Source organism: Sphingobacterium faecale (assembly GCF_016746095.1).
GTDB classification, from domain to species: domain Bacteria; phylum Bacteroidota; class Bacteroidia; order Sphingobacteriales; family Sphingobacteriaceae; genus Sphingobacterium; species Sphingobacterium faecale.
In genome coordinates, this window is record NZ_JAERTY010000001.1 from 233,093 (window position 1) to 258,225 (window position 25,133).

Annotated in this window: 19 protein-coding genes; 9 read left to right on the top strand and 10 right to left on the bottom strand. The window is 39.4% G+C overall.

What is annotated here, in order from left to right; all coding sequences use genetic code 11:
- Positions 1-6: 6 nt before the first annotated feature.
- Positions 7-759 carry a hypothetical protein gene (locus JKG61_RS00890; protein WP_202101112.1) on the bottom strand — a complete coding sequence of 251 codons (753 nt, stop codon included), beginning with the start codon at positions 757-759 and terminating at the stop codon, positions 7-9.
- A gap of 13 nt (positions 760-772) precedes the next feature.
- On the opposite strand from JKG61_RS00890, the gene JKG61_RS00895 reads away from it, so the two are divergent.
- The gene (locus JKG61_RS00895) at positions 773-2,149 is read left to right on the top strand and encodes an NfeD family protein (RefSeq protein WP_202101113.1); all 1,377 of its coding nucleotides are present in this window, start codon (positions 773-775) and stop codon (positions 2,147-2,149) included.
- Here JKG61_RS00895 and JKG61_RS00900 read toward each other — a convergent pair.
- The 6 genes from JKG61_RS00900 to ychF all read right to left on the bottom strand — a co-directional run bounded on the left by JKG61_RS00900 (position 2,135) and on the right by ychF (position 8,217).
- Positions 2,135-3,196: a PA0069 family radical SAM protein gene (locus JKG61_RS00900; protein ID WP_202101114.1), complete on the bottom strand. Its 1,062-nt coding sequence runs from the start codon at positions 3,194-3,196 to the stop codon at positions 2,135-2,137. The genes JKG61_RS00895 and JKG61_RS00900 overlap by 15 nt on opposite strands.
- A gap of 24 nt (positions 3,197-3,220) precedes the next feature.
- Positions 3,221-5,296: a polyphosphate kinase 1 gene (ppk1, locus tag JKG61_RS00905; RefSeq protein ID WP_202101115.1), complete on the bottom strand. Its 2,076-nt coding sequence runs from the start codon at positions 5,294-5,296 to the stop codon at positions 3,221-3,223.
- A gap of 79 nt (positions 5,297-5,375) precedes the next feature.
- Positions 5,376-5,750, bottom strand: a complete 375-nt coding sequence (locus tag JKG61_RS00910) for a hypothetical protein (protein WP_202101116.1) — start codon at positions 5,748-5,750, stop codon at positions 5,376-5,378.
- 30 nt (positions 5,751-5,780) lie between these two features.
- On the bottom strand, positions 5,781-6,359 hold the full coding sequence (locus tag JKG61_RS00915; RefSeq protein WP_202101117.1) for a DJ-1/PfpI family protein: 579 nt from the start codon (positions 6,357-6,359) through the stop codon (positions 5,781-5,783).
- A 63-nt stretch (positions 6,360-6,422) separates the two neighbouring features.
- The gene (locus JKG61_RS00920) at positions 6,423-6,980 is read right to left on the bottom strand and encodes an NADPH-dependent FMN reductase (RefSeq protein WP_202101118.1); all 558 of its coding nucleotides are present in this window, start codon (positions 6,978-6,980) and stop codon (positions 6,423-6,425) included.
- A gap of 136 nt (positions 6,981-7,116) precedes the next feature.
- A complete protein-coding gene (ychF, locus tag JKG61_RS00925) occupies positions 7,117-8,217 on the bottom strand; it encodes a redox-regulated ATPase YchF (RefSeq protein WP_202101119.1) in 1,101 nt (366 codons plus the stop codon).
- 114 nt (positions 8,218-8,331) lie between these two features.
- On the opposite strand from ychF, the gene JKG61_RS00930 reads away from it, so the two are divergent.
- The 4 genes from JKG61_RS00930 (at position 8,332) to JKG61_RS00945 (ending at position 11,286) form a co-directional block, all read left to right on the top strand.
- The gene (locus tag JKG61_RS00930) at positions 8,332-9,012 is read left to right on the top strand and encodes a hypothetical protein (RefSeq protein ID WP_202101120.1); all 681 of its coding nucleotides are present in this window, start codon (positions 8,332-8,334) and stop codon (positions 9,010-9,012) included.
- Positions 9,013-9,107: 95 nt separating this feature from the next.
- Positions 9,108-9,578, top strand: coding sequence for a hypothetical protein (locus JKG61_RS00935; protein WP_202101121.1), 471 nt, complete (start codon positions 9,108-9,110; stop codon positions 9,576-9,578).
- 206 nt (positions 9,579-9,784) lie between these two features.
- Entirely contained in the window at positions 9,785-10,738 is a 954-nt protein-coding gene (locus JKG61_RS00940; RefSeq protein ID WP_237249331.1) for a polysaccharide deacetylase family protein, read from the top strand.
- Positions 10,739-10,839: 101 nt separating this feature from the next.
- The gene (locus JKG61_RS00945; RefSeq protein WP_202101122.1) at positions 10,840-11,286 is read left to right on the top strand and encodes a DoxX family protein; all 447 of its coding nucleotides are present in this window, start codon (positions 10,840-10,842) and stop codon (positions 11,284-11,286) included.
- 33 nt (positions 11,287-11,319) lie between these two features.
- Here JKG61_RS00945 and purL read toward each other — a convergent pair whose 3' ends face one another.
- Complete coding sequence (gene purL / locus JKG61_RS00950) at positions 11,320-14,994, bottom strand: phosphoribosylformylglycinamidine synthase (RefSeq protein WP_202101123.1); 3,675 nt, start codon at positions 14,992-14,994, stop codon at positions 11,320-11,322.
- A gap of 121 nt (positions 14,995-15,115) precedes the next feature.
- On the opposite strand from purL, the gene pheT reads away from it, so the two are divergent.
- From pheT to rny, 4 genes are all read left to right on the top strand, one after another.
- Positions 15,116-17,512, top strand: a complete 2,397-nt coding sequence (gene pheT / locus JKG61_RS00955) for a phenylalanine--tRNA ligase subunit beta (protein ID WP_202101124.1) — start codon at positions 15,116-15,118, stop codon at positions 17,510-17,512.
- Between the two features lie 29 nt (positions 17,513-17,541).
- Positions 17,542-17,850 carry a hypothetical protein gene (locus JKG61_RS00960; RefSeq protein ID WP_202101125.1) on the top strand — a complete coding sequence of 103 codons (309 nt, stop codon included), beginning with the start codon at positions 17,542-17,544 and terminating at the stop codon, positions 17,848-17,850.
- A 51-nt stretch (positions 17,851-17,901) separates the two neighbouring features.
- Positions 17,902-18,192 (top strand): cell division protein ZapA, encoded by a 291-nt coding sequence (locus JKG61_RS00965; RefSeq protein WP_202101126.1) that lies wholly within the window; start codon positions 17,902-17,904, stop codon positions 18,190-18,192.
- A 408-nt stretch (positions 18,193-18,600) separates the two neighbouring features.
- The gene (gene rny / locus JKG61_RS00970) at positions 18,601-20,160 is read left to right on the top strand and encodes a ribonuclease Y (protein WP_202101127.1); all 1,560 of its coding nucleotides are present in this window, start codon (positions 18,601-18,603) and stop codon (positions 20,158-20,160) included.
- A gap of 833 nt (positions 20,161-20,993) precedes the next feature.
- Here the strand turns inward: rny and JKG61_RS00975 are convergent.
- Together JKG61_RS00975 and JKG61_RS00980 are read right to left on the bottom strand one after the other, a co-directional pair.
- Positions 20,994-21,212, bottom strand: coding sequence for a VF530 family protein (locus JKG61_RS00975; protein ID WP_237249332.1), 219 nt, complete (start codon positions 21,210-21,212; stop codon positions 20,994-20,996).
- 63 nt (positions 21,213-21,275) lie between these two features.
- The gene (locus JKG61_RS00980) at positions 21,276-24,995 is read right to left on the bottom strand and encodes a helicase-related protein (RefSeq protein ID WP_202101128.1); all 3,720 of its coding nucleotides are present in this window, start codon (positions 24,993-24,995) and stop codon (positions 21,276-21,278) included.
- Between the last annotated feature and the right edge of the window lie 138 nt (positions 24,996-25,133).

A 25,133-nucleotide genomic window follows, 5' to 3' on the forward strand; every position in this document is an offset into this window, starting at 1 on the left:
TTGCAATTATACTAAATACGTCGCAATTTCTTGTTTAGTATTTGATAAAAAGAAAATATGACCTTTGACTTGAAAATAGGGCTGTGGGATTAATCTGTCTAAGCCTGTCAAGATAATTTTATTGTCAAGTATTTCATTTTTAGTCGATAAACTGAGATAAAGATCGAAACTATTGTTGTTTTTTTTGTGGTAAGACCATATAAATATTTCTTTGTAGGGTTGTAACCAGATTTGATCTTCAAAAGAAAAGCTTTCGATAAAATCTGGAACATAGCCCTGATAAGAGATAGGGTAGGTAATGTTGTTATGAGGGAGGTGCAGAGAAGACCTGGCTCCGCTGTCTACAATTCCAGTTTTCAGATCAATGTAATAGTCTATTCCAGAAGGAATAGAACGATGTGCCGCTTTGATAATACCTTCATAGACCCCCTTTATTACATACTCTTGATAGCAGAAAATAATAGACTGACTGGGGATGTGTAATACTTGGATTCCAGCCTGTATGGGAGACGATGCGCCAAAGCGTTTAAAAATGAGATAATCATCTTGTATCGATGCTATGGTCCATTCCTTTTCTAGGGCCGTATAATTTTCCAATAAGGTGTCACCTTCAAATGTTACGACTGCAAATGAGGGGAGTGTATCTGTGGGATTTCGATATTCAATAGCTAAACAATTATTAGAGCAATCGACTTCTATTTTCCATATGGGGAAAGGAAAGTGTTTTTCAAATGCTTTATTAATTGTATATTTATTCATATGTAAATAATTTATGCAATACAAATTTAAGAAATCCATTCTGTTGCTGCTATTTTTTGTTTTTGGGGCAACTGTCTTTTCCTACGGACAAAATATATATAAGACGGAGTTAAAAGAAGATGTAGGTGCGAATGCATGGCGAATATTAAAAAAATCTTATGATCAGGCCATACTCAAACAGGCGGACTATTTTTTAGTAGAAATGAATACGTTTGGTGGTGCGGTGAATTACGCTGACTCTATTCGTACATTACTGCTCAATTCGGAGATGAAGACCGTGGTGTATGTAAATAATAATGCGGCTTCTGCAGGTACCTTGATTGCTTTAGCTTCAGATTATATTTTTATGCATTCGGGCGCATCGTTGGGAGCTGCTAGTGTGGTCAATCAGAATGGAGAGATCATGCCCGAAAAATATCAGTCCTATATGAGGGGCCTGATGCGCGCAACAGCGGAGGCAAAAGGACGGGATCCCAAAATGGCTGAAGCTTTTGTAGACCCAAGTATTTCTATTCCCGCATTAAAGGAAGATGGGAAGATCTTAACTTTTACAGCATCTGAGGCGGTCAATGCAAACTTAGCAAAAGCGGAGGTTAGGCGACTTGAGGATATTTATAGTAGTTTGGATATATCAGCTCCAAGTGTACAGCGCTATGAAAAAACATGGGTGGATAATATTATTGGTTTTCTAGTAAATCCAATGATTAGTGGTCTGTTGATAATGGGTATAATCGGGGGGATTTACTTTGAACTTCAAACGCCAGGAATTGGTTTTGCATTGGGAGTCGCTCTAGTTGCAGCAACGTTGTTTTTTGCCCCTTTATATCTGCAGGGGCTAGCTGATCATTGGGAGATTGCACTTTTCGTCGTTGGGGTCGTGTTATTGGCACTCGAAGTATTTGTTATCCCAGGTTTCGGAATAGCTGGAGTATTAGGTGTTATTTTTGTTCTTTGCGGACTTGCTTTTTCCATGTTGGCAAATGATTATTTTGATTTTAAAGTCTCTCAACCTGGCTTATTGATGAATTCTTTTTTGATTGTTATTGGAGCGATGGTTCTCTCCATTATTTTAATGGTTCTTTTTGGTAAGAATATTCTTAATACCCGAGCTTTTAAACGTTTGGTATTGGCTGACGAACAGCGTGCGGATAGCGGTTATACATCATCGGTTCCCAAAGTTGATTTATTGAACAAAGAAGGGGTAGCGAGGACTGTTTTACGTCCGGGTGGAAAGATAGAGCTTGAGGGCGTATGGTATGACGCAGTAGCACTTGATGGTTTTATAGATGCTGGCGAGACCGTTTATGTTGAAAAGCATGAAAACTACAACCTGTTTGTTCGTAAATTAAGTGATAAGCCCGAACCAATAAATACTTTAGAAAAGGCTTAGCTGTTGATTCTGAGGAGTGTTTTTTGTCCGCGTTGAGTAGGTAAATTCTACTTTGTTCAGATTGTTTTTTCTGCAATGTAGGTTAAATGTGTCGCGGATGATCTCGGATATTTTTCCTGTTCCTTTCATACGCTGTCCAAAAACGCTATCATTCACATGGCCTTGATGGCAATTTTGGATGGCATGCCAAATCTTATTGCTGCGATCTGGATAATTGATGGATAGCCAGTTTTGAAATATATCACCGATTTGACCATTGAGGCGGACGATGATGTAAGCCGCCCACAAGGCTCCGTTTTCTGCAGATTGCTTTAAAATGGTTGGAATTTCGTGGTCTGTGAGGCCAGGGATGATCGGAGCTACATTTACTCCTACAGGTATTCCTTCCTTACTTAATGTTTTCACTACTTTTAATCTGCCAGCTGCTGTGACTGTACGTGGTTCTAGCTTTTGCCTCGTGTCTTCCGATAGAGAGGTTATGGATACAAATACTTTTACTAGTTTTTGCTGTGCTAGTGGTACCAATATATCCATGTCCCGTAGGAGTAGACTATTCTTTGTAATGATACTTATAGGCTGTCGATGCTTTAATGCTATTTGTAGAATTTTTCTCGTTAGCTGTTTACTTCGTTCTATAGGTTGGTAACAGTCTGTGTTTCCAGAAAGGTGTATAGGACTAAAATCCCAGTTCTTTTTGGTTATAAACTCTTCAAAAAGCTGTGGTGAATTTTCTTTTACAATGATTTTCCTTTCAAAATCCAGCCCAGCACTTAAATCCCAATATTGATGCGAGTTGCGCGCATAACAATAAATACAACCATGTTCGCATCCTTGATACGGATTCGCTGAGAAATTCATACCTACATCAGGACTATCGACTTTGTGTACGAGTGTTTTGGCGTTGGATGATAGAAAAGTAGTACAGTTGTTATCCTCCTCTTTTTGATCTATTCCTTCAATGAAATATTGATCATATTTCTGTGATTTGTATCCATTGTGTGGATTGAATTGTGCTCCTCGTCCTCTAATTGTATTTTCACCTTCCATAATAGGATAAAAATACTAAAAATATTAGTTGTTTTGATTATGTGATTTGCTTTTTAGGTATTTATACAGTTCTATTTGGGAGCGAAATTCTGCTTCATTGTTTTTAACATATTCGTTGTTAAGATTATTATTTAACCAACGCGCTTTTACGTTGTCCTTCAGTTGGATTTTAAGCATGTCCAATATTTCAGCTTTAATCTTTTTATCATTTATTTTTACCGCTGCTTCGATGCGATGGTCGAGATTTCTGGTCATCCAGTCTGCTGAGGATATATAAGTGAGCTCTTTCCCTGCATTGTAGAAATAAAAAACACGGGCATGCTCTAAGTATTCATCAACAATGCTTATGGCGTGTATAGGGTGTACGAATGTGTTTTGATTTACAGCGCAATAGATGCTGCGTACAATCATTTCGATTTTAACTCCAGCTTCAGCAGCTTCATATATTTTCTTGATCAGGATCTTGTCACTTAGCGAATTAATCTTGACAATTACTTGTGCTTTTTTACCGGCTTTTGCTTCCGCTATTTCTGTATCGAAATAACCGATCAGAGTATCTCGCATATCTGTAGGGCATACTAAAAGACCTTTACCCATCTTTAATGTCTCCGTTAATTCCTGTTGAGGACGTCTTAAGGCATTGAAAATTTTATTGATATCAGCCATCACGTTTCGATTGCTGGTTAACATGCAATAATCTCCGTACAGTTTCGCTGTTTTCTCGTTTATATTTCCTGTACTTACAAAACCGTATTGAATCGTTTTACCATTCACTCTTTTTCTGATAATTCCTAGTTTTGCATGGATTTTTTTGTTAGGAATACCTAGTAGGACCTTAACTCCCTCCATCTCAAAACGGTCCTTCCATTCCAGATTGTGAGCTTCATCAAAGCGGGCCCGTAGCTCTAGCATTACGGTGACATCTTTTCCATTTCGGACGGCATTTACCAAAGCATTAGCGACTTTTGAATTAGAAGCTAGTCGGTAAGCGGTAATTTGGATAGAGATTACTTCTGGATCCATAGCAGCCTCCCGTAATAAGTCGATGATATGTTCAAAAGTATGATATGGAAAGGATAATAAAATATCCTTTTTAGTAATCACATCCGTTATACGGGTCTGATCCGCTAAATCGGGATGTAAAAAAGAATTTCGCTCTTTTGGTTTATGGTATTTCCGAAATATGGCTGGAAAATCCATGAAGTCCTTAAAGTTATGGATTTTTTGTCCGGGGATGATGCTATCCTTTTTAGAGATGTTAAGCTTTTTAATCAAGAAATCAACTAAATTGGGATCCATTTGATGATCAAAGACAAATCTAGTAGGTTTTCCCTTTCTTCTGCTTTTTACAGCTTTAGCTATTTTGTCCGCAAAGTTGGTGTTTATGTCATTGTCTAAATCAAATTCCGCATCTCGGGTTATTTTAAAAGCATTTGCCGTAAATTCGTCAAAGCCAAAAAAGGAAAAAATGTGTGGTAGATTAAACGTGATAACATCTTCTAATAAGATAACATGTACTTCCTTTTTGGGGGCAGGAAGTAATATGAAGCGACCGATTTGGGCCGTGGGTATTTCTATGATGGCAAATTTTGTTTCATATTGCCAATCTGCTTTTTTCATCGCTATACCCAGATATAGTGACTTGTCACGCAAGTAAGGCATAGGTCTTTGGTCATCTAAAAGAAGGGGAATTACACTAGATTCAATTTCCTCAATGTAGTAATGTTTTACAAATTGCTTTTGTTCTTCGGATAGGTCGTTGGCAGTTTTGATATATACTCTTTGTTTTGCCATCTCTTTTTGTACCTCGCGCCAAGTGTTATCAAATTTTTTCTGCTGCTTTATAACTTTTGCATTTAGCTCATTCAGAATTAACTGTGGTTTTTCAAAGAAAATGTTTTTTGCTTCCTTTTCGTCGACAGCTAGGGCTCGTTTTAAACCGGCCACCCGTACCCTGAAAAATTCATCCATATTGTTGGAGAATATACCGAGAAATTTAATCCTTGAAATAAGTGGTACAGTCTTATCTGCAGCTTCTTGCAGAACTCTACCGTTAAAGCTTAACCAGCTAATATCTCTAGGAACAAATTTGCGTGCCATATATGTTATCTATTTGAAACCAAAACTATATTTTTAGTGTTATCTCCATGTTAATTCTACATGAATAGTGAAAGGTTTTTTATTTAGACCCGGAGCGTTTTACAATATTGATAGCCTTGAATGCGGTCGTGTCATAGTAGGGCGGCTCGAGTTGCAATTGTGTGGGATAAGGGTGATTTTTGTCAAAGAAAAAAATCCGTGTGACACTGTTGTAATCATTGGTTGGAAACAGATCCGAACAAGCGTCAAAGTCTGCATTGGACATATCGCCGACAGTAACGGCGTATATACGTACTATCCCACCTTTGTTCTGTTCATTGCGAACGAAGGCTACCTCTTCGAAATCTCCAGGAATATCTTTTATTGTAGGTTGACTGAAAGAATCCCATATCAGATACCCCAATATAAGGATGATGGGTATGGCAATAAACCATACCCTTTTATTGTTTTTCATTTATCGCTGTTTGTTGTTAAAAAACTAATTTTACAAGCTTATGGTAATTCCTAATAGCTTGTAAAAATCACGTAAGATAGCTTGATGCCCTGGCCATGCAGGTGAGGTTACTAAGTTGTCGTCTATAATCGATTGGTCAGCAGGAATATTTTTCCAAGTGCCGCCAGCAAGTTCTATATCCGGCCCAACGGCAACATATGCTGTTAATGTGCGGTCTTTTAGCACCTTTGCTGCTGTCAAAACCTGGATGCCGTGACAGATGGCTGCTACAGGTTTGTTCTTTTCGAAAAAATGCTGGACAATTTCCAAAACACGCTTATTCAAACGAATATACTCAGCGGATCGTCCGCCGGCAATATATAGACCGTCGTATTCATCTGGATTGATCTCATCGAAACTTTTATTGATAGCAAAGTTGTGCCCCCTAAGTTCTTTATACGTATGGTCACCTGTAAAGTCATGGACAGCTGTAGGAATGACTTCTCCTTTTTTTCGATCGGGAGCTACGGCATCTACTTCTATACCGATTGAGCCCATTGCTTGAAAAGGAACCATAGCTTCGTAATCTTCTACATAATCACCAACGAGTAATAATATTCTTTTTGCCATAATATTTGTGTTTTAATATGTTATTCTATTGTTTAAACAGCTGATATGTTCTAAAGTTTGCATTTAGCGCGTTAGTATTTCCGCCATTAGTCGTTTGGTTTTTCTTACTTTAGCTTCCAATTGACTCCGGAGTACAGGAGTAATAATACCTTTGCCCTCTTCAAAATTGTTGTTGAATTCAGGAAGGGAAAATGTTTCTAATACCTCAGCTCCATCGAACGGCATTCGTTGGGTGGCTATATCCAGAACCGATTGTCCGCCACGTCGTCCTTGGCTAGTCGCAAGTAAGAATACGGGTTTGCCATTGTATATTTTTCTTCCTTTGATTCGGGAAGTCCAATCTACTAGATTTTTATATCCAACATTGTAGTTACCGTTGTTTTCCGCAAAAGAAATAATAATAAAATCTGCAGCGTCGATTTTCTCGGCAAATTGTAAAGGGCCTTCCGGCATACCTATTTCTTTTTCTTTGTCTTTTGAGAATAACGGCGCTTCAAAATCGTTTAGATCAATAATCTCAATGCTATCTTCTTTCTCTTTGTAATACTTACTAACGGAGGACGCTAATTTTTTATTGATGGAGTCCGAGCTGTTACTAGCCCCAAAAACTAATATTTTCATGGAATTACAAATTATTATTTGATGACTACAATTTAGGAATAATTTTACAGAAAGACGAGTTTGTATGAATATGTCTCAAAAACATAAAAGGAGCTATTAATAGCTCCTTTTATGTTAAATTATGATGACAAAAATGTTATACGTTGAAGCGGAAGTGCATGATATCTCCATCTTCTACGATGTAAGTTTTGCCCTCTACGGAAAGTTTACCTGCATCTTTTACTGCAGCTTCCGAACCATAGTTCACAAAGTCTTCATATTTTGTCACCTCTGCCCGTATAAACCCCTTTTCGAAATCGGTATGGATTACGCCAGCTGCTTGAGGTGCAGTGTACCCTTTTTCTATTGTCCATGCTCTTACTTCTTGAACCCCAGCTGTAAAGTAGGTTGCTAGATTAAGGAGAGAATAGGCTGCTCGAATGAGTTTGTTGACACCGGATTCTTGAAGTCCTAAGTCATCCAAGAACATTTGTCGTTCTTCGTAGCTTTCTAGTTGAGCAATCTCAGATTCGATTTGAGCAGATATGACCAAAACCTCTGCATTTTCATCTTTAACGGCCTCTCTTACACGTTCCACATAGGCATTGCCCGTATTGACAGAACCTTCGTCTACATTACATACGTAAAGTACTGGTTTTACAGTCAGTAGGGTAAGATCTGCGATGTATTCGAAATCTTCTTCGCTGATAGGCGCCGTACGTGCTGATTTACCTGCTTCTAAATGTTCTTTTATAACAGATAAGATTTCGAATGTCTTTTTAGCATCTTTATCACCACCGGTTTTAGCCATTTTTTCTACCTTTTGGATGCGTTTTACCACAGTATCCAAGTCCTTCAATTGAAGCTCGGTATCAATAATTTCTTTGTCACGGATAGGATCCACAGAACCATCTACGTGGATGACATTTCCATCGTCAAAACAACGTAAGACGTGGATGATTGCATTTGTTGTTCGGATGTTGCCCAAAAATTGGTTCCCTAAGCCCTCTCCTTTAGAGGCGCCCTTTACTAATCCTGCAATGTCAACGATCTCAATAGTATTGGGGACAATCCGTTGCGGATTAACAAGCTCAGCCAATTTAGTGAGACGCTCGTCAGGAACGGTGATAACACCTATATTGGGTTCGATTGTACAAAAAGGAAAGTTCGCCGCTTGCGCCTTTGCATTGGACAAACAATTGAATAATGTTGATTTACCTACGTTCGGTAGGCCTACTATACCACATTGTAAAGCCATGAGTCTTGCTGAAATGTTTAAAATTTGCACAAAGATAGAAAATTTAATGTAAGAAAATATGTGTTGGATTTTGCTTTCTTTGGTTATTTTTGCAATATAAAATTATTACTTACTATGAGATTTATTTTTACCTTAACAGGACTGTTGTGGTGCCTGATGGCTTCTGCTCAACGCAAATTTGATCATAAGTTTAACTTTGGAATGAATTATGTCATCGGTGATTCCAAAGAGCGATCAGATGATTGGTATGAAGCGATTGAAGATGATTACCTAAGTTTAAAATTTGATTATGTGGCTAGTTTTAAACTTAACAGATCTATCGAAATAGGGCCCGGTGTCGGAATACGCCATCTGATCTCCTTGGATGAAACTTCCAGCAACCGGAATGTCAGTACGAATGTAATGGGCTATTCTTCAAATACTATATCGAACTATTTTGCCATACCGGTATTTATTAACTTCAATGCCCGTTTTATAGACAAGATGGTAAGTCCCTTTTTGTCCGTTTCATCGGGATATACGTTTGCCATTAATGATAGTAATATTGAGTTGTATGATCAAGATAATGGTTCTCGGGAAAATTATACTTCAAAAATTAAGTCTGGTTTCATTGCAAATGCACAAGCGGGAGCGAATATTCGTTTTCGTAATGGTATGAACATATCTGCAGGTCCTTATTTTGAGTTTCAGCCGACAAAAATAGTCCGTAGTAACGATATGGGAAATAGAGTGTCTACAGGGGAAATCAAACGAGATCTGTATCATATCGGTTTACAGTTGGGATTTGCTTTTTAGTCTCTTTTATTTCACATCTTTTAACAATATAGACATTAATCCTTTTCGGTGTGCGATAGGTCATACAGATAATTTAAGGAATAAGGAGGATTGTTATGAAAAGATATTTTTACCTATCGCTATTATTTATTGGAATCGGTTTTGCCCAGCCTAGCCAAGCGCAGGTTAGTGTTAACATCAATATAGGTAGCCAGCCTTTATGGGGACCTGTTGGTTACGATTATGTGCGTTATTACTATATGCCGGAGATCGATGTTTATTATGATGTTAGTCGTAGAAAATATACTTACTATCAAGGTAATAGATGGGTGACCAAGTCGAAGTTGCCTGGACGCTATAAGCATTTTGATATATATCGTACTTATAAAGTGGTGTTGAATGATCCTAGCCCTTGGAGGTACCACCGTAATCATAGAGATCGTTATGGCCGATACGCAAATAATCATACACAAATAATATTACGCGATGCAGATAGAAAAGGGAAGGGAGGAAAGTATGATAATAGATCTAGTAAAAAACCGCATAAACATACTAAGTCTAATAATCGTAAAAATTGGGATGATTAGCGGTTCGTAAAGATATTCCATTAGTTGTAGTTTAAGTTTGTTTTAAAGTCCCTAAGAGGTATCTCTTAGGGACTTTTTATAATTATTATATTTTTGGTATATAATTTGTTTCAAGGCTTTTCGAAAACAAAAAAAATATACTTTGAATTAAGATATTTGTTCTAATTTTGTGGAATATTTAGGGTAATCGTTAATTGCTATATTACATGAGGAAGAAAGGTAGAGGGTTAGCTATTCTATTTGGAGCTACTCTCCTAGGAGTGTGGATGAGTTCTTGTCAAAATTTATCTTCAGCAGCTTTAGGGTATGTGAATCGGGACTCGATCGAAACAAATGATCAAGAGCCTGTTATTCCTGTTAGAAAGCCACTGTTATTGGATAAATGGGATTCCTTACAGCGCAATCAGATACTCTTTGTTGTAGACACGGTCAATAAGATAGATGTCAAGACGCAGAAGAAGAATCTTAAAGATTCACTAAAACGTGAGTTCGATAAAAAACCTAAACACGTTTTTTTGACTTTTGACGACGGACCTTTGGTGGGTAGCGCTGCTATTGATTCCTTAGCAAAAGCAAAGGACATTAAGGTGAGTGTTTTTTTAGTAGGTAAGCATGCGAATTCGGGTAAGGCACGGAAGCGTGACTTAGCGAGGTATGAAAGCAATCCGCTAATTGCGTGTTATAATCATAGCTATACGCATGCCCATAATAGATACACTTATTTCTATAGTAATCCAAATACTGCTTTTGATGATTTTGAGAAAAATGAAAATGACCTGAGTCTAAAGCATAAGATTGTACGTCTTCCTGGAAGAAATATCTGGATATATGACGATGTTCGTAAAATAGATTTACAGAGTGGTTCTAGCACTGCTGACTTATTATTTGAAAATGGATATAAGGTTTATGGCTGGGACGTCGAGTGGCGCATAAATAGTCTGACTGGAGTGCCGGTTCAAGCGTTAGAAACTGTATTTGGGAAAATGAAAAGCTTTCTGAACTACAAGAGCTCCATGACGCCTAATAATGTAGTATTGTTGATGCACGATGATATGTTTCAGACGAAAAAAGGTCAGGAGCTTTTAGGGCAATTGATTGATAATCTGAAGAAGGAAAATTACAATTTTGAATTTATGCAGGACTACCCAATTAAGTACTAACTACGGGGAGCGAGGTTAAGTTCGTGTTTTTAATCAATTAATAAAACTTTTTTTCTGAAATAACGTTATATACGTATACCAATTTTAGAAAGGAGGTCTTTATGAACCTAATTCACAGTATAGAACATTGGGGAGATCGTCATCACCCACAATGGTTAGACTATTTTAGAATTGCCTTAGGTGTTGTTATTCTTGCCAAAGGAATAAGTTTTGTAAATGATCAAGAAGCTGTGCGACGATTGATTGAACAAACGAATTTTCAATTGTCTATCTGGGGCGCGGTGCACTACGTGGTTTTCACCCATTTGGTAGGTGGATTATTTATCATTTTTGGTTTTCAAACGAGATTAGCGGCCCTGTTGATATTTCCAGTGGTGGTAGGGGCGGTCTTTTTTGTTAATATCACTAGCGGATTTAGTTTTCTCAATTCCGAGCTATGGCTGTCGGTAGTGGTTTTGGTCTTGCTGGCAGTCTTTATGATTGTCGGCTCCGGAAGATTTTCACTGGATCATGCGATGAATAAGCCGGGCTATCGTCGGTCTATCTAAAAAAAGCTCTCCTTAAAAGGAGAGCTTTTTTAGTTATTTTTTGTTGCTTTCGCACCAATTTTTTGCATTGACGAAGGCCTCTAACCAAGGTGTAACCTCGTCTTGACGGCCATTCGGGTAGTGTGCCCAGTTCCATTGGAATGTCGAGCGTTCGATATGCGGCATCGTGACCAAGTGGCGACCGGTGGTATCACATAACATCGCTGTATTGTAGTCGGATCCGTTTGGATTGTGCGGATACTGCTCATAAGCATATTTGGCAACAATCTGATAAGCAGACTCTTCTTTTGGTAGGTTGAATTTTCCTTCGCCATGCGAAATCCAAACCCCTAGAGTAGAACCGGCAAGGGTTTTTAGCATGATCGAGTTGTTCTCCTGAACTTTTACCGATACGAAGTTTGATTCGTGCTTTGCTGAGGTATTGTGCAGCATTTTGCCATGAACATCGTGCTCTGGATTAATTAATTCTAACTCCATAAACAATTGACAGCCATTACATATTCCGACTGACATGGTGTCTGGACGGGCGAAGAAATTGTCTAACGCTTTTTTAGCTTTCTCATTGTATAAGAAAGCACCGGCCCAACCTTTTGCCGAACCTAATACGTCCGAGTTGGAAAAACCACCTACAGCACCGATAAATTGTATGTCTTCTAGTGTCTCACGCCCTGTGATCAAATCGGTCATGTGCACATCTTTGACATCAAATCCAGCAAGGTACATGGCATTTGCCATTTCTCTTTCTGAGTTGGATCCTTTCTCGCGGAGGATAGCAGCTTTAGGACGCACTCCCGATGTATTTATAGCCGGTTTTTTACCGTTAAAGTGTGCAGGGAAGGTAAATTGTAGCGGTTGGTTCTTGTAGTTGTTATAACGCTCTTGCGCCATACCGTTTTTCGACTGCTTTTGGTCTAGTAAGAACGAGGTTTTGTACCAAGTGTCGCGAGTTTCAGTCACGCCAAATGTAAATACATCTGCATTGTTTTTGAAACTTACTGTATCACCTGCGATGACTTCACCTATTTTGACCGCTTCTACACCCGCAGCTTGGAAAGCAGTTTCTAAAGCGGCGTTGTCTTTTGCCTGTAGTACGACAGCAATGTTTTCATTGAACAACGCTTTTACCGTATCCACTTCGCCTAAGCCAGATAGATCGTAGGTCGCAGCAAGGTTTACATCAGCAAATGTCATTTCGAGTAATGTGGTTACTAAACCACCAGAACCGATGTCGTGACCTGCTTCGATTTGACCATTTGCGATCAATTGTTGTATGGTATTGAATGCTTTTTTGAAATAAGCGGCATCCTGTATCGTTGGTACTTCGGTCCCGACTTTGTTTAAAACCTGTGCAAGTGAAGAACCACCCAGTTTAAAGGTGTCTTTAGACAGGTTGATGTAATAAATAGCGCCACTGTTCTTTTTCAAAACTGGCTCTACCACTTTATTGATGTCTGTACAGTTTCCGGCAGCAGAAATAATAACGGTTCCCGGTGCGATCACATGGTCTCCGTTAGGGTATTTTTGCTTCATCGAAAGAGAGTCTTTTCCTGTAGGGATGTTGATACCCAGTTCGATTGCGAAATCAGAACAAGCTTTTACTGCTTTGTAAAGGCGGGCGTCTTCACCTTCATTATTACATGCCCACATCCAGTTGGCCGATAGGGAGATTCCTTCGATGCCATTGATGATAGGAGCGAATACGATATTTGAAAGTGCTTCACCGATTGCTGTCCTGCTGGCAGCGGCAGGATCAACCAAGGCGGCTACAGGCGAGTGACCTACCGTAGTAGCAATACCTTCTTTGCCTTTGTAATCCAGTGCCATCACACCAACGTTGTTCAATGGTAACTGTAATGGACCAGTACATTGTTGTTTGGCTACGCGACCACCCACACAACGGTCTACTTTGTTGGTTAACCAATCTTTAGAAGCTACAGCTTCTAATTGTAATACTTGGTTGACATAAGCAGGTATTTCCTGGGTAGTGTAAGAGAGATCCGCATAGTTACGTGTGACGGTGTTGTCCCGCATGATTGTTTTAGGAGATGATCCGAAGAAATCTTCTAAAGCATAATCCATTGGTTTTTCACCTGTGGTTTTCGATTCAAATGTAAAGCGGTTGTCGCCTGTTACATCACCTACAGCATACATTGGCGAGCGCTCACGGTCAGCAACACGTTTTAAAGTATCGATATCTTTTTCAGCAATCACCAAGCCCATGCGCTCTTGGGATTCGTTGCCAATAATTTCTTTTGCAGAAAGGGTAGGGTCTCCTACAGGTAGTTTATCTAGATCGATCAGACCACCGGTTTCTTCGACAAGCTCTGATAGACAGTTTAAGTGCCCACCTGCTCCATGATCGTGGATCGATACAATAGGGTTGTTGTCGGATTCGACCATGCCACGCACGGCATTGGCCGCTCTTTTTTGCATTTCTGGATTTGAACGCTGTATAGCATTCAATTCGATACCCGAGCCGAAGGCACCGGTATCTGCAGAAGATACAGCAGCACCACCCATTCCGATACGGTAGTTTTCTCCACCTAGAATAACGATTTTATCACCGACTTTTGGTGTGTGTTTTTTCGCTTGATCTAGCTTTCCATAACCAACACCACCCGCCTGCATGATTACTTTGTCATATCCTAATTTGCGTCCTTCTTCTTCATGTTCAAAGGTCAATACTGAACCTGTGATTAGTGGCTGTCCAAATTTGTTTCCAAAATCTGAAGCTCCGTTGGATGCTTTGATTAAGATGTCCATTGGTGTTTGGTATAGCCATGGGCGTTCTTGCATTCCTTTTTCCCAAGGGCGGTCCTGCAATAAACGTGAGTATGCTGTCATGTAGATGGCTGTACCAGCTAGGGGAAGAGCTCCCTGTCCACCAGCCAATCTATCACGAATCTCACCGCCAGATCCTGTAGCAGCGCCGGAGAACGGTTCTACTGTAGTCGGGAAGTTGTGTGTTTCCGCTTTGACTGACAATACAGAGTCGAAGTCTTTCTCTTCATAAAAGTCAGGTTTGTCTGCCGATTTAGGAGCAAATTGCGTTACTCGAGGACCTTTGACGAATGCGACATTGTCTTTATAAGCAGATACAATATCATTCGGGTTGGTCTCTGATGTCTTTTTGATTAACTTAAATAGTGATGTAGGTTGTTCTTCTCCATCAATAATAAAGGTACCATTGAATATTTTGTGACGGCAGTGCTCCGAGTTGGCTTGCGAAAATGCAAATACTTCGGAGTCGGTCAGTTTGCGTCCCAGCTTGGTCGATAGGTTGTTTAAATACGCTACCTCTTCTTGATTGAGTGCAAGGCCTTCGGTCTTATTGTAGGTATCGATATCATCGATATCTATAATAGGCTCTGGCGTAATATGTATGGTGTACATATCCTGCGTCAGAGCTTCAAATTTTTGGGAGATCATAGGATCGAAGTCATTGAAGTCGGCTGGTACAGACTGAAATTCTTCGATACGAACAATTCCTTCAATGCCCATATTCTGTGTGATCTCTACCGCATTGGTACTCCAGGGGGTAACCATGGCTGCGCGCGGACCTACAAAGTAGCGGCTTAAGGTTTGTTCTTCTAATTTTTTGGCATTGCCAAATAACCAGTTTAGTTTAGTAATGTCTTCTTGTGATAAAGAGTTTACGCTTTGAACACCGTAGATGGTATTCGATGGGTTCTCAAAGAAATGAATCATTATATAATGTTGGGTTTTGAACGTTCTTCAACTTAAAGCACAAAGTTACGGAATATTTTAAATAAGCAACGAGCTTTTCCCTCAAAAGCCTATCTTTGTATCTCTTAAAAACTATTTAATAATGAATATTTCTTACAATTGGCTTAAGAATTACCTCGATATAGAAAAGACTCCGAATGAATTGTCCCTGATTCTGACCGATATAGGTCTGGAAGTAGAGGCTGTAGAGAAAATACAATCTATTCCTGGTGGCTTAGAAGGATTAGTGGTAGGAGAGGTGATTTCGGCCGAACAACATCCAAATGCGGACAAATTACGTGTTACAAAAGTGGATGTTGGAACTGGCACAGCCTTGGATATTGTGTGTGGAGCGCCTAACTGTCGTGCAGGTCTTAAAGTAATCGTCGCTACGGTGGGGACAACCTGTCACCCTACTTCGGGCGAACCTTTTAAGATTACAAAGTCCAAAATCCGAGGTGAAGTATCCGAAGGGATGTTGTGTGGTGAAGATGAAATCGGGCTTGGTAGCTCGCACGCAGGTATTGTAGAATTACCAGCGGATGCTACAGTTGGTACTTTGGTGAAAGAGTTTTACCAAATGGAAGATGACTATTGCTTTGAGATAGGTCTGACTCCTAACCGTGCAGATGCAGCCTCTCATTTGGGGGTAGCACGCGATTTGGCTGCTTATTTCCGTAAGAGCTATACGCTTCCTGATGTAAGTAGTTTTGCAACGCCTGCCGCAGCAAGCACTGCAACAGTAGAAGTTAAGAATACAGAGGCATGTCCAAGATATTCCGGAGTACGTATCTCGGGAGTTAAGGTTGGAGCATCGCCAGACTGGGTGAAAGAAAAGTTGAATGCCATAGGTATTCGCACGATTAATAATATCGTTGATATCACGAACTATGTACTACATGATCTGGGACAACCGTTACATGCATTTGATGCGGCTAAGATTTCTGGGGATAAGGTAGTTGTACGTTTGGCCAATGAAGGGGAGCTTTTCACGACATTGGACGGTGTAGAACGCAAATTATCTGTTGAAGATTTAGTGATTGCCGATGACAGCAAGCCGATGTGTATCGCAGGTGTTTTTGGAGGTGAGTATTCCGGAGTTTCGGAGGGTACGACAGAGATTTTCTTGGAGTCTGCTTATTTTAATTCGGTTTATGTCCGTAAAACGGCTAAACGCCACGGGTTAAAAACTGATTCTTCGTTCCGTTTTGAACGTGGTACGGATCCTAATATTACGGTATTTGCTTTGCAACGGGCAGCACTTTTGATTCAGGAGATTGCAGGTGGTGTAGTTAGTTCGGCTGTATCGGATAATTACCCTAATCCTATTGCTCCTTTTGCGTTTGATGTAGATTGTAAGAATGTGCAACGCTTGATCGGTAAAGAAATCCCCGCAGAAGAGATTAAAGAAATTATTGCAGCTTTGGGAATCGTTATCACTGCCGAAAATGAACAAGTATTGTCAGTAGAGGTTCCTGCTTACAAAGTTGATGTAACGCGTGAGGTTGATGTGACTGAAGAGGTGCTGCGGATTTATGGTTATAATAATATCGAATTAAAGAGTCAGATTCTAGCATCTTTGAATACACAGGAGAAGCCGGACAAGGAAGTCGTGTTGAATCAAATTGCTGATTTGTTAATTGGCAATGGTTATAGAGAGATTCTTTCCAACTCGTTGACCAAGTTGTCTTATGTAGATGACGAGTCTACAGCGGTGCGTCTGTTGAACCCATTAAGTTCGGATCTCGATACGATGCGTCAGAATTTGGTTTACTCGATGTTGACGGCGATGTCCTATAATCAAAAGCGTAAAGTTACCGATCTGAAGTTTTTTGAATATGGTAAGACTTACCATCTTTTGGATGAAGGATATAGTGAGCGTCAGCGGATGGTGCTAGGTGTCGTTGGTAACAAGTCTAAAGAGCAATGGAATGCTACAAGTGGTACAGTGAGTTTCTATAATTTAAAAGCTGCTGTAGATATGATTGTGAAGCGTCTAAAAGTCGAAGGACTACAAGTTGTGGAGACTGCTAACGCTAATCTGGCGTATGGCCTGGACTACATGAAGGGACAGAAAGTGCTTGTTTCTTTGGGTGCTGTCGCTACTGAGGCATTGAAAAAAGCGGATGTCGATGGCCAGGTCTACTATGCGGATTTTGATTGGGATTTGGTCATTCGTTCGATACGTAAAAACGAGATTAAATTTAAAGAGGTATCTAAATATCCTGCGGTACGTCGCGATCTGGCACTGTTGCTGGATGATTCGGTTACTTTCGAGCAGTTGAAGAACGTAGCGTTGAAGTCAGAACGCAAGCTCTTGAAAGCCGTTAATATTTTTGATGTTTATAAAGGCGATAAGTTGCCTGAAGGCAAAAAGTCTTATGCATTGAGTTTTACGATCCAGGATGAAGAAAAAACGCTAAATGATAAACAAATTGATAGCATTATTCAAAAATTAATTATTAACTTTGAGAAAGAGACTGGCGCTGTAGTACGTTAGTTCTAATTAATTTAATTGCGAGTTATAATATGGCATCATTATCTACACAAATGAATCTTATCGTTGAGAAAACGAAGAATTTAATTCAAATGTGTGAAGCTTTGCAAGAGGAAAACGATCTGTTAAAACTGGAATTGCAATCTGTACAAGTTGCATTTGATACTAGTTCAGACAAAATCAATCAGCTTGAAGAAAAGATTAAGGCTATGGCAGTTGCAAAATCTTTGGAAGAGGCAGATATTGATAAAAGTGCTATAAATGAAAAAATACTTGACACAAAACAAAAAATTAACGATTTTGTGCGAGAAATAGACAGATGTATCACCCTATTAAAGTAATCCATTTAGAGGGATTTTAATTTGGGTTAGTACATTATAAAGCTCATAAAAATGGGAGAAATTTCCATAAAAATAAATATCGCTGATCGTGTTTATCCTTTACGGGTTAGTACCGAAGAGGAAGAAGTAATTCGTCACGCAGCGAAATTAATAAATGAAAAAATAAAGGAAATGCAGGAAAATTATGCAGTCCGTGATAAACAGGATTTATTATCCATGTGTGTATTACAGTATGCTACTGGTATGATCAAAGCAGAGCGTAGTGCACAGACCCAAGATCTGGGTTTGGAGCAATCCGTTCATGAGCTGGATACCATTTTGTCTGATTTCTTTAAAAAATAAGTATCGTTCTTTATACATAGAGCTTTAACGACGAATTTGCCGCAATTAAATTCGGGTTGTCACTATTTTAAACTTAACGCTTCAATATCACGAGCAAAAAAGAGATGTAGGCCATTTTGCATATTTGCCATCTAGGTCATGATCATACGCTCAATTCATGTGAAATCGAAGTTTAATAATACTTGATACCTGTTAATTTAATTGCGGTTTTTTTTTGAAAAAACTTTCATGATCCCTTTGGAGGAACAACAGTGATGAACCGATCCTGATGTTATCGGGAGAGCTCTTGAGTGACAATGCAAAAGAGAATATCATGAAAAAAGTTCTTGATGTCCTTTAAAGTACATATACTTTCAAAAAAATAGATGTAAAAAACACAGAAAAACTAAATAATATATACTAAATAACATGGAGTTATCTATAACAATTTCAATCATAATATCTCTTTTAATCGGGGTTGCAATTGGAAGGTTTTTATTGCAGTTACTTTTTAAAAAGCAAGAGAAAAGTGCTAGTGAGAAAGCAGAAAGCATTATAAAAGAAGCAGAAAAGCAAGCCGAACATACCAAGAAGCAAAGACAGTTAGAAGCGAAGGAAAAGTTTCTTCAGTTGAAAGCTGAACATGAAAAAGAGGTAAACCAACGAAATAATACCATCACTCAAAAAGAAAACTCAATCCGTCAAAAGGAACAATCTCTTAATCAAAAGTTAGAGAGTATTAACCGCGATAAGCAAGAGCTTGAGAACAAAAGCAAAAAGCTGGATCAGTTAACAGAGTTGAACGAGAAGAAGAGCGAAGAGGTGGAATTGTTGAAAAATCAACATATCCAACAGTTGGAAACTATTGCAGGGCTTACGGCAGACGAGGCTCGGGAGCAATTGGTTTCTTCTTTGAAAGAAGAGGCACGTTCACAAGCTATGATTCAGATTAAAGATATCGTGGATGAGGCTAAGTTGACAGCGTCCAAAGAAGCTAAAAAGGTGGTTATTCAAACTATACAACGTACTGCTACGGAATCTGCCATTGAAAATACAGTTTCTATATTCAATATCGAGAATGATGAGGTTAAAGGACGTATTATTGGTCGTGAGGGACGTAATATTCGCGCCTTGGAAGCTGCCACGGGCGTTGAAATTATCGTAGACGATACACCAGAGGCTATTATTTTATCTGGATTTGATCCTGTACGTCGTGAGATTGCACGTCTAGCCCTACACCGTTTGGTGACCGATGGACGTATTCACCCTGCACGTATCGAAGAGGTTGTAGCCAAGACACGCACACAGATCGAAGATGAGATTGTTGAGATTGGTGAACGTACAGCAATTGATTTAGGTATTCATGGACTTCACCCAGAGTTGATCCGTATGGTAGGACGTATGCGTTATCGTTCGTCTTACGGACAGAACTTATTGCAACACTCCCGCGAGGTGGCTAATTTTGCAGCGACTATGGCTTCTGAGCTTGGGTTGAACGTGAAACATGCCAAACGCGCCGGGTTGTTACACGATATTGGTAAGGTACCTGACGATAATCCGGAATTGCCGCACGCTATTTTGGGTATGCAGTTGGCCGAGAAATATAAAGAACACCCTGACGTGTGCAATGCTATCGGTGCGCACCATGATGAGATTGAGATGACAGCGATGATATCTCCGATAGTTCAAGCTTGTGATGCGATATCAGGAGCTCGACCAGGAGCTCGCCGTGAGGTGGTGGAAAGTTATATCAAGCGTTTGAAAGAATTGGAGGCTTTAGCATTATCTTACCCAGGCGTGGAGAAGACATTCGCAATTCAAGCTGGACGTGAGTTACGTGTTGTTGTTGAAAGTGAGAAGATTTCTGATGCACAGTCCGAAATTCTAGCTGCGGATATTTCTAATCGTATCCAAACGGAGATGACTTACCCAGGCCAGATCAAGGTTACTGTGATACGTGAAACACGCTCTGTGTCTTATGCAAAATAAGTAAGAATATTTGACAGAAAGCCTCAAAATAAAAGTTTTGAGGCTTTTTTGTTTGTGTTGGCTTTCCTATCCTCATGTAGGAATGGTTCTTTGATAGATTCATGATGAAGTAAACCAACATGGAGTACGGGCATTTTCCAAGTTTTTTTAAAAAAGCTAAAAGAAGGCTAGAAGAAGACACTTTGTGGAAATAGACGATCCCTTTTGCTAAATAGGATGGACCTTTTCCGAAACAGGATACCCCTTTTTTTAAAAAAGGGACTCCTTGTTGGAAAAAAGAGTAACCATTTTGACACAAAGGGGGTGGTATTCCGTAATAAGGAGTCACTTGTTGTTAAAGAGGGGAAGCTTATTCTGAAATAGGAACTGGTATTTGTGAAAAAGGTGTATCTAGTTAATAAATAGGTGTCCCTTTTATTATAAAAGTGACCGGTGTTTTTGAAAAAGTGTTCCGTTGTTACTGAAAAGGGAACGTAATTTCATACAAAGGGAAATGGTTTTTGTAATAAGGTGTTCCTTTTTAATAAATAGGGGATGTTAATTGCTGATAAGTGACACCTTTTTCTTAAAAAGGGATCACTTGTTTGTAAATAGGGGACCCTTATTTGTAGAAAGGGGATGGTATTCCGTAATAAGGAGTCACTTGTTGTGAAAAAGTACTTGGCAGTATCCGATAAATTGTGTAAATCTCTCATTAGGCTTCTAGATTCTGTCTTCAAATATTATCATAAAGATCCCAAGGATTTAAGATCATCAATGTATCCGCATATAGAGCACCGATATCTGGGGGGTAAATTCTTTATGTAGTATCTTGCTTACTTATTGCTACCGTTTTAGTACAGTTTTTTGATATACAATTGCTCTACCTTCTCGCGCGCCCAAGGTGTTTTTCTCAAAAATGTCAAGGAAGATTTGATACTTGGGTTTTCATTAAAACAGCGTATTTTGATAATCCTTCCCAGTTCCTCCCAACCATAATACTCGACAAGCGCTTCCAAGACAAAGTCAAGTCTTTTTCCATGAAGGGGATTGTTTTTCTGTTCTTTCATCATACACAAAGATAAGGACTTTGACTTATCCTTAAATAGCTATATAGTTTATTTTGCTATATACCGTTATTTTCCGCTGATCATCTTTTTATGTTCAATTTTTAGTGTTTTCGGATGTTTACTATTGACTTTTTCAAACAGCATTAATTTTTCTCTGAAATTGAGCGTTACTTGATCTGGGTTGTCACACCACCATTTGTAAAATTCAACAGGTCTGTCGGTATAGGGTAATAGGGCTTTTACCGATGTGCTGTATTTGGGAAAATCGATGTGCATTTGTAAGCGCAATGTATTACGATAATAGTCGAAATGGTGGGCTCTTAGTTTAGAGTTTAATATTTGATAGGCCCTTCCTTCTAGCTTGAAATCCACTTTAATTCTTTCTTTATCAAGGGTTACCGGGTCATACATCAGCCATTCGGAAACACGCATGGTTCGGATATTATGCTCAGTCTGAATGGTAAGCAATTTACTCTGCTCGAGTACGGAATCTTTAGTAGCGATAAAGATATGTAGGTTGCTGTCCGTGACTTCGACGGTAGATACGACGGGGCCCTCTACTACCGTACAGTCTTCCACACTGCTCCCTTCTCTGGTTACAATTTTTTCCAACCTACTTTTTAGACCCGCTTTGTTTGTGTCTGTCGGTGCATAGGGGGATAATAAGCTGCTTGTAGACTTTCCTAGAAAATAATTTTCGATAAATTCCCAGCGTTTTTGATTGGTCCAGTCGTTTTGAAAAAAATGATTAAATAGTGCATAACTGGTTTCTTGTCGTTCTGTCGAATCGGCTAGTAATTGATTGCTGTATTCAGCGTTGTTGTTATCCATTTCAAGGTATTTAGGCGCATTGATACGGATATGTACCATAGTCTTATCGCCCCCTTTGATTTCGAATGTGGCGAGACCCAATGTTTCGAGAAAGTTGCCCAATTTTACATAGCTGTCCGAGTTGATTTTTTTTTGCGTACAAAAGCGACTTGATCGACGCTTTCCATTAGTTGCAAATAGATTATTGAATCGGATCATCAGCCTGTCGAAAGTAGTCTTGCTAGTTATTGGGTCATTCAGGTATTTTAATTCATCACCAAAAGTCCTCTTTTTCAAAAAAGCATTCGGTACGCGGTGACGGTTTCCATAAGAGTTGTTGATATAGGCAGTAGAAAGCAGGTTGCTGATTTTGGGAACTATCCATCTGTCGGCGATAAGTCCTTTTAATCTGGATTCAAACTGATTTATCGTGAAGAAACCTTGAAAGGATTCAAGAGCTTGCTGTATGGCATAGAAGATGGCTTGCAGTTTACGCGATTGATCCTCGAAGGATCCTCCGGCGCGTTCAAAAACTATCTTTAGTTGGGGATCTAGGCTAATTTTATCTTCTTGGAAAATCGTATTATTGTAAAACGCTAATTTTAAATTTTCAAAATTTTGTTTCTGTCGGTAGTGTTTCCAGAATTTTTCGATATCAAATTCGATGATGTGCTCGCCGTTTTTTCGGGTGCTAATCAATTCATAGGTATCTGGGTAAAGATGGGATAGTCTTGAGAGGTCTGCATCAGCAAGTTTGGCATAACCCGTTATAAAGCGTTTTTTGGGCCTTGCCGTGAAGACTGGAAACCCTTCCTTAAGAATATAGTTTTTCTCCATAAACATTAATGAAGTAAGCATCTTTTGCTGTACATCTTGCCCTTTATCAAATATATACTCAAAGTCTTCTGTCGATAGTAGCAGGTTATTTTGCTTGCCGCTACTCTGATAAGCCAGCAGTATTTTTCGTAATACGAGTTGTATCTGATAGGGGGTAGTCGAAGACATGTTATGCAGTGTTTTTGCATACAGCAGGTCGTCAGGGTGGTAGTTGATAGCTGCAACCCCCTTAAGGTCTGGGGTTCGTGCCGCTCTGCCCACTTCTTGGATATAATCGGAGAATAATCCAGATGGCGCATGATGATATACCATATCTACATCGGGAATATCAACACCCATTCCGAACGCTTTGGTACAGAACATTATTTTTCTTTTGTTCGTTTTGAATTGCCCCAAAGCGAAATTTTTATTTTCACTAGTCATACCACCGTGGTATCCTGTAGCGATAGTGCCAAATCCTTGATTTAGGCTTTCTATAATGCTAGAAATTTGTTTAGCGTAAGGAGTGTAAACGAGTGTTTTTAGCTGTAGTTCGTGAATCTGCTTGCTGAAGGAAACGGTTTGTTCGAGCTTGTTGGCTTCGATTTTTTTTTCAAAACCAGGGTAGTTCTGAAACACAAAAGTGATATCTTCTCGTTTTACCTGACCGATATAAAGATGTGGGTTGTTTAAATGTAGACTACGGATGCTGTCAAAAACCATATCATTGGTACCTCCAAATACGGCTGTGGCTGTCACGGCCACAATGGTAAAATGCTGCAGGTTTACTTCACGCAATTTGCGAAGATGTTCGCCTAGAAACCAGTAGTCTACTCTGAAATCTCTACCCCAGGTTGTGATGAGATGTGCTTCATCTATAGCCAATAGTCCGATGTTTCGATTTCCTATAAAGTAAGTGATATCATACGATAGGAAGAGCTCTGGGGACATATACAGGATATCGATTAATCCGGACTGGCATTGCTGAATGATGCTCTCTCTTTCTGAAAAAGAGAGCTCACCATTTATATAAGCCGCTTTTTCGAATTTCCGTTCCGTGATGATAGCCTCGACCTGGTCTTTCATTAAGGCGATCAGAGGGGAAATGACAATAGTGACATCGCCTTGGTGCGAGATATGAAAGGCCGGAAGTTGGAAAATAAGAGATTTGCCCGCGCCGGTAGGCGCCGTCAAAAATACGTCTCTATTTATCTGCTGCGCTTTGCTATTTTCATAGGCTGTGATAATCGTGTCGACGATATTGCCCTGTGAGATAGGAATGACTTCGTTCGTGTGGTCTGGGTCCTTGTAGATGAAAAGCGTTCTGAAGGTTGCATCGGTTCCCCAATGTTGTTTCAATAACTGGGTCGTAACTTCTCGTATGGGGCTGTCTTCTTCAACTTGTGGGATAGCACTATACTGGAGTTGTCCGCCAAATTTACTTAAAACCGCATTCCATTTCCGAAGACTGCTCAATAATTGGCTGTTCTGAAATTGCTTTTCATAATAGCTGATCGTAGTGATTGTACTGGGAATGGATTGACTGATGTGGTCGTTAATGAGTAGGTCTAAGGCAAAATTATCAAAAGACAGGTTATACGCAGCGGAATCTTTCAGTTTATTTTTTTTAACTTTTACTTCTTCCTGGAAAAGTGGTATAACTTTTAACTTGTTAGTTGGTCGGCGTGTTGAATAATAATGCTTTTGGTTCAGTATGCATTGTTCGATATGGTGTAATGGGAGGTCTGCTGGTCTGCTATCTATATTATCCTGGCCGCTGGTCGGTATGTAATCTTCTTCATCGAGTGGAAACAATTGACGGAGATTGTCTTCAATAACTACAATCCGGTTTTCAAAGGGGAGAGGAAAATCGCCAACATAGGCCTGTAGATAGCAAAGCTGCGCATAGGATATCAGGTGGTAGTCTTTCGTCAGGGCTAATGTGTTTTGCATTTGCACATACCAGTCCTCGCTAAAGGAATGGTGTTTATTTTCATTCCGTAAATGGCTATTATCGGCAATATGGGCGCGGGGCAATAGCGAATGCCACAAGGAGGTTTGCCCTAATAAAACAAAGATCAGGTTTGGACGTTCGGCCATTTCGGATGCAATAATAGCACTTATCCTCTCTACATAATAGTGGTTAAATGACTTGGTCATAATCGACTTGATTAGCTTTTTTAATTAGTTACCAGTGCTTTAAGATAGTTTATTTTTTTGATAAAAAAGAATTTTCATGATGGTTAATAAAATATATGCCTTCAAAAAAACTATTCATTCCTCTGAAATTACAAATTG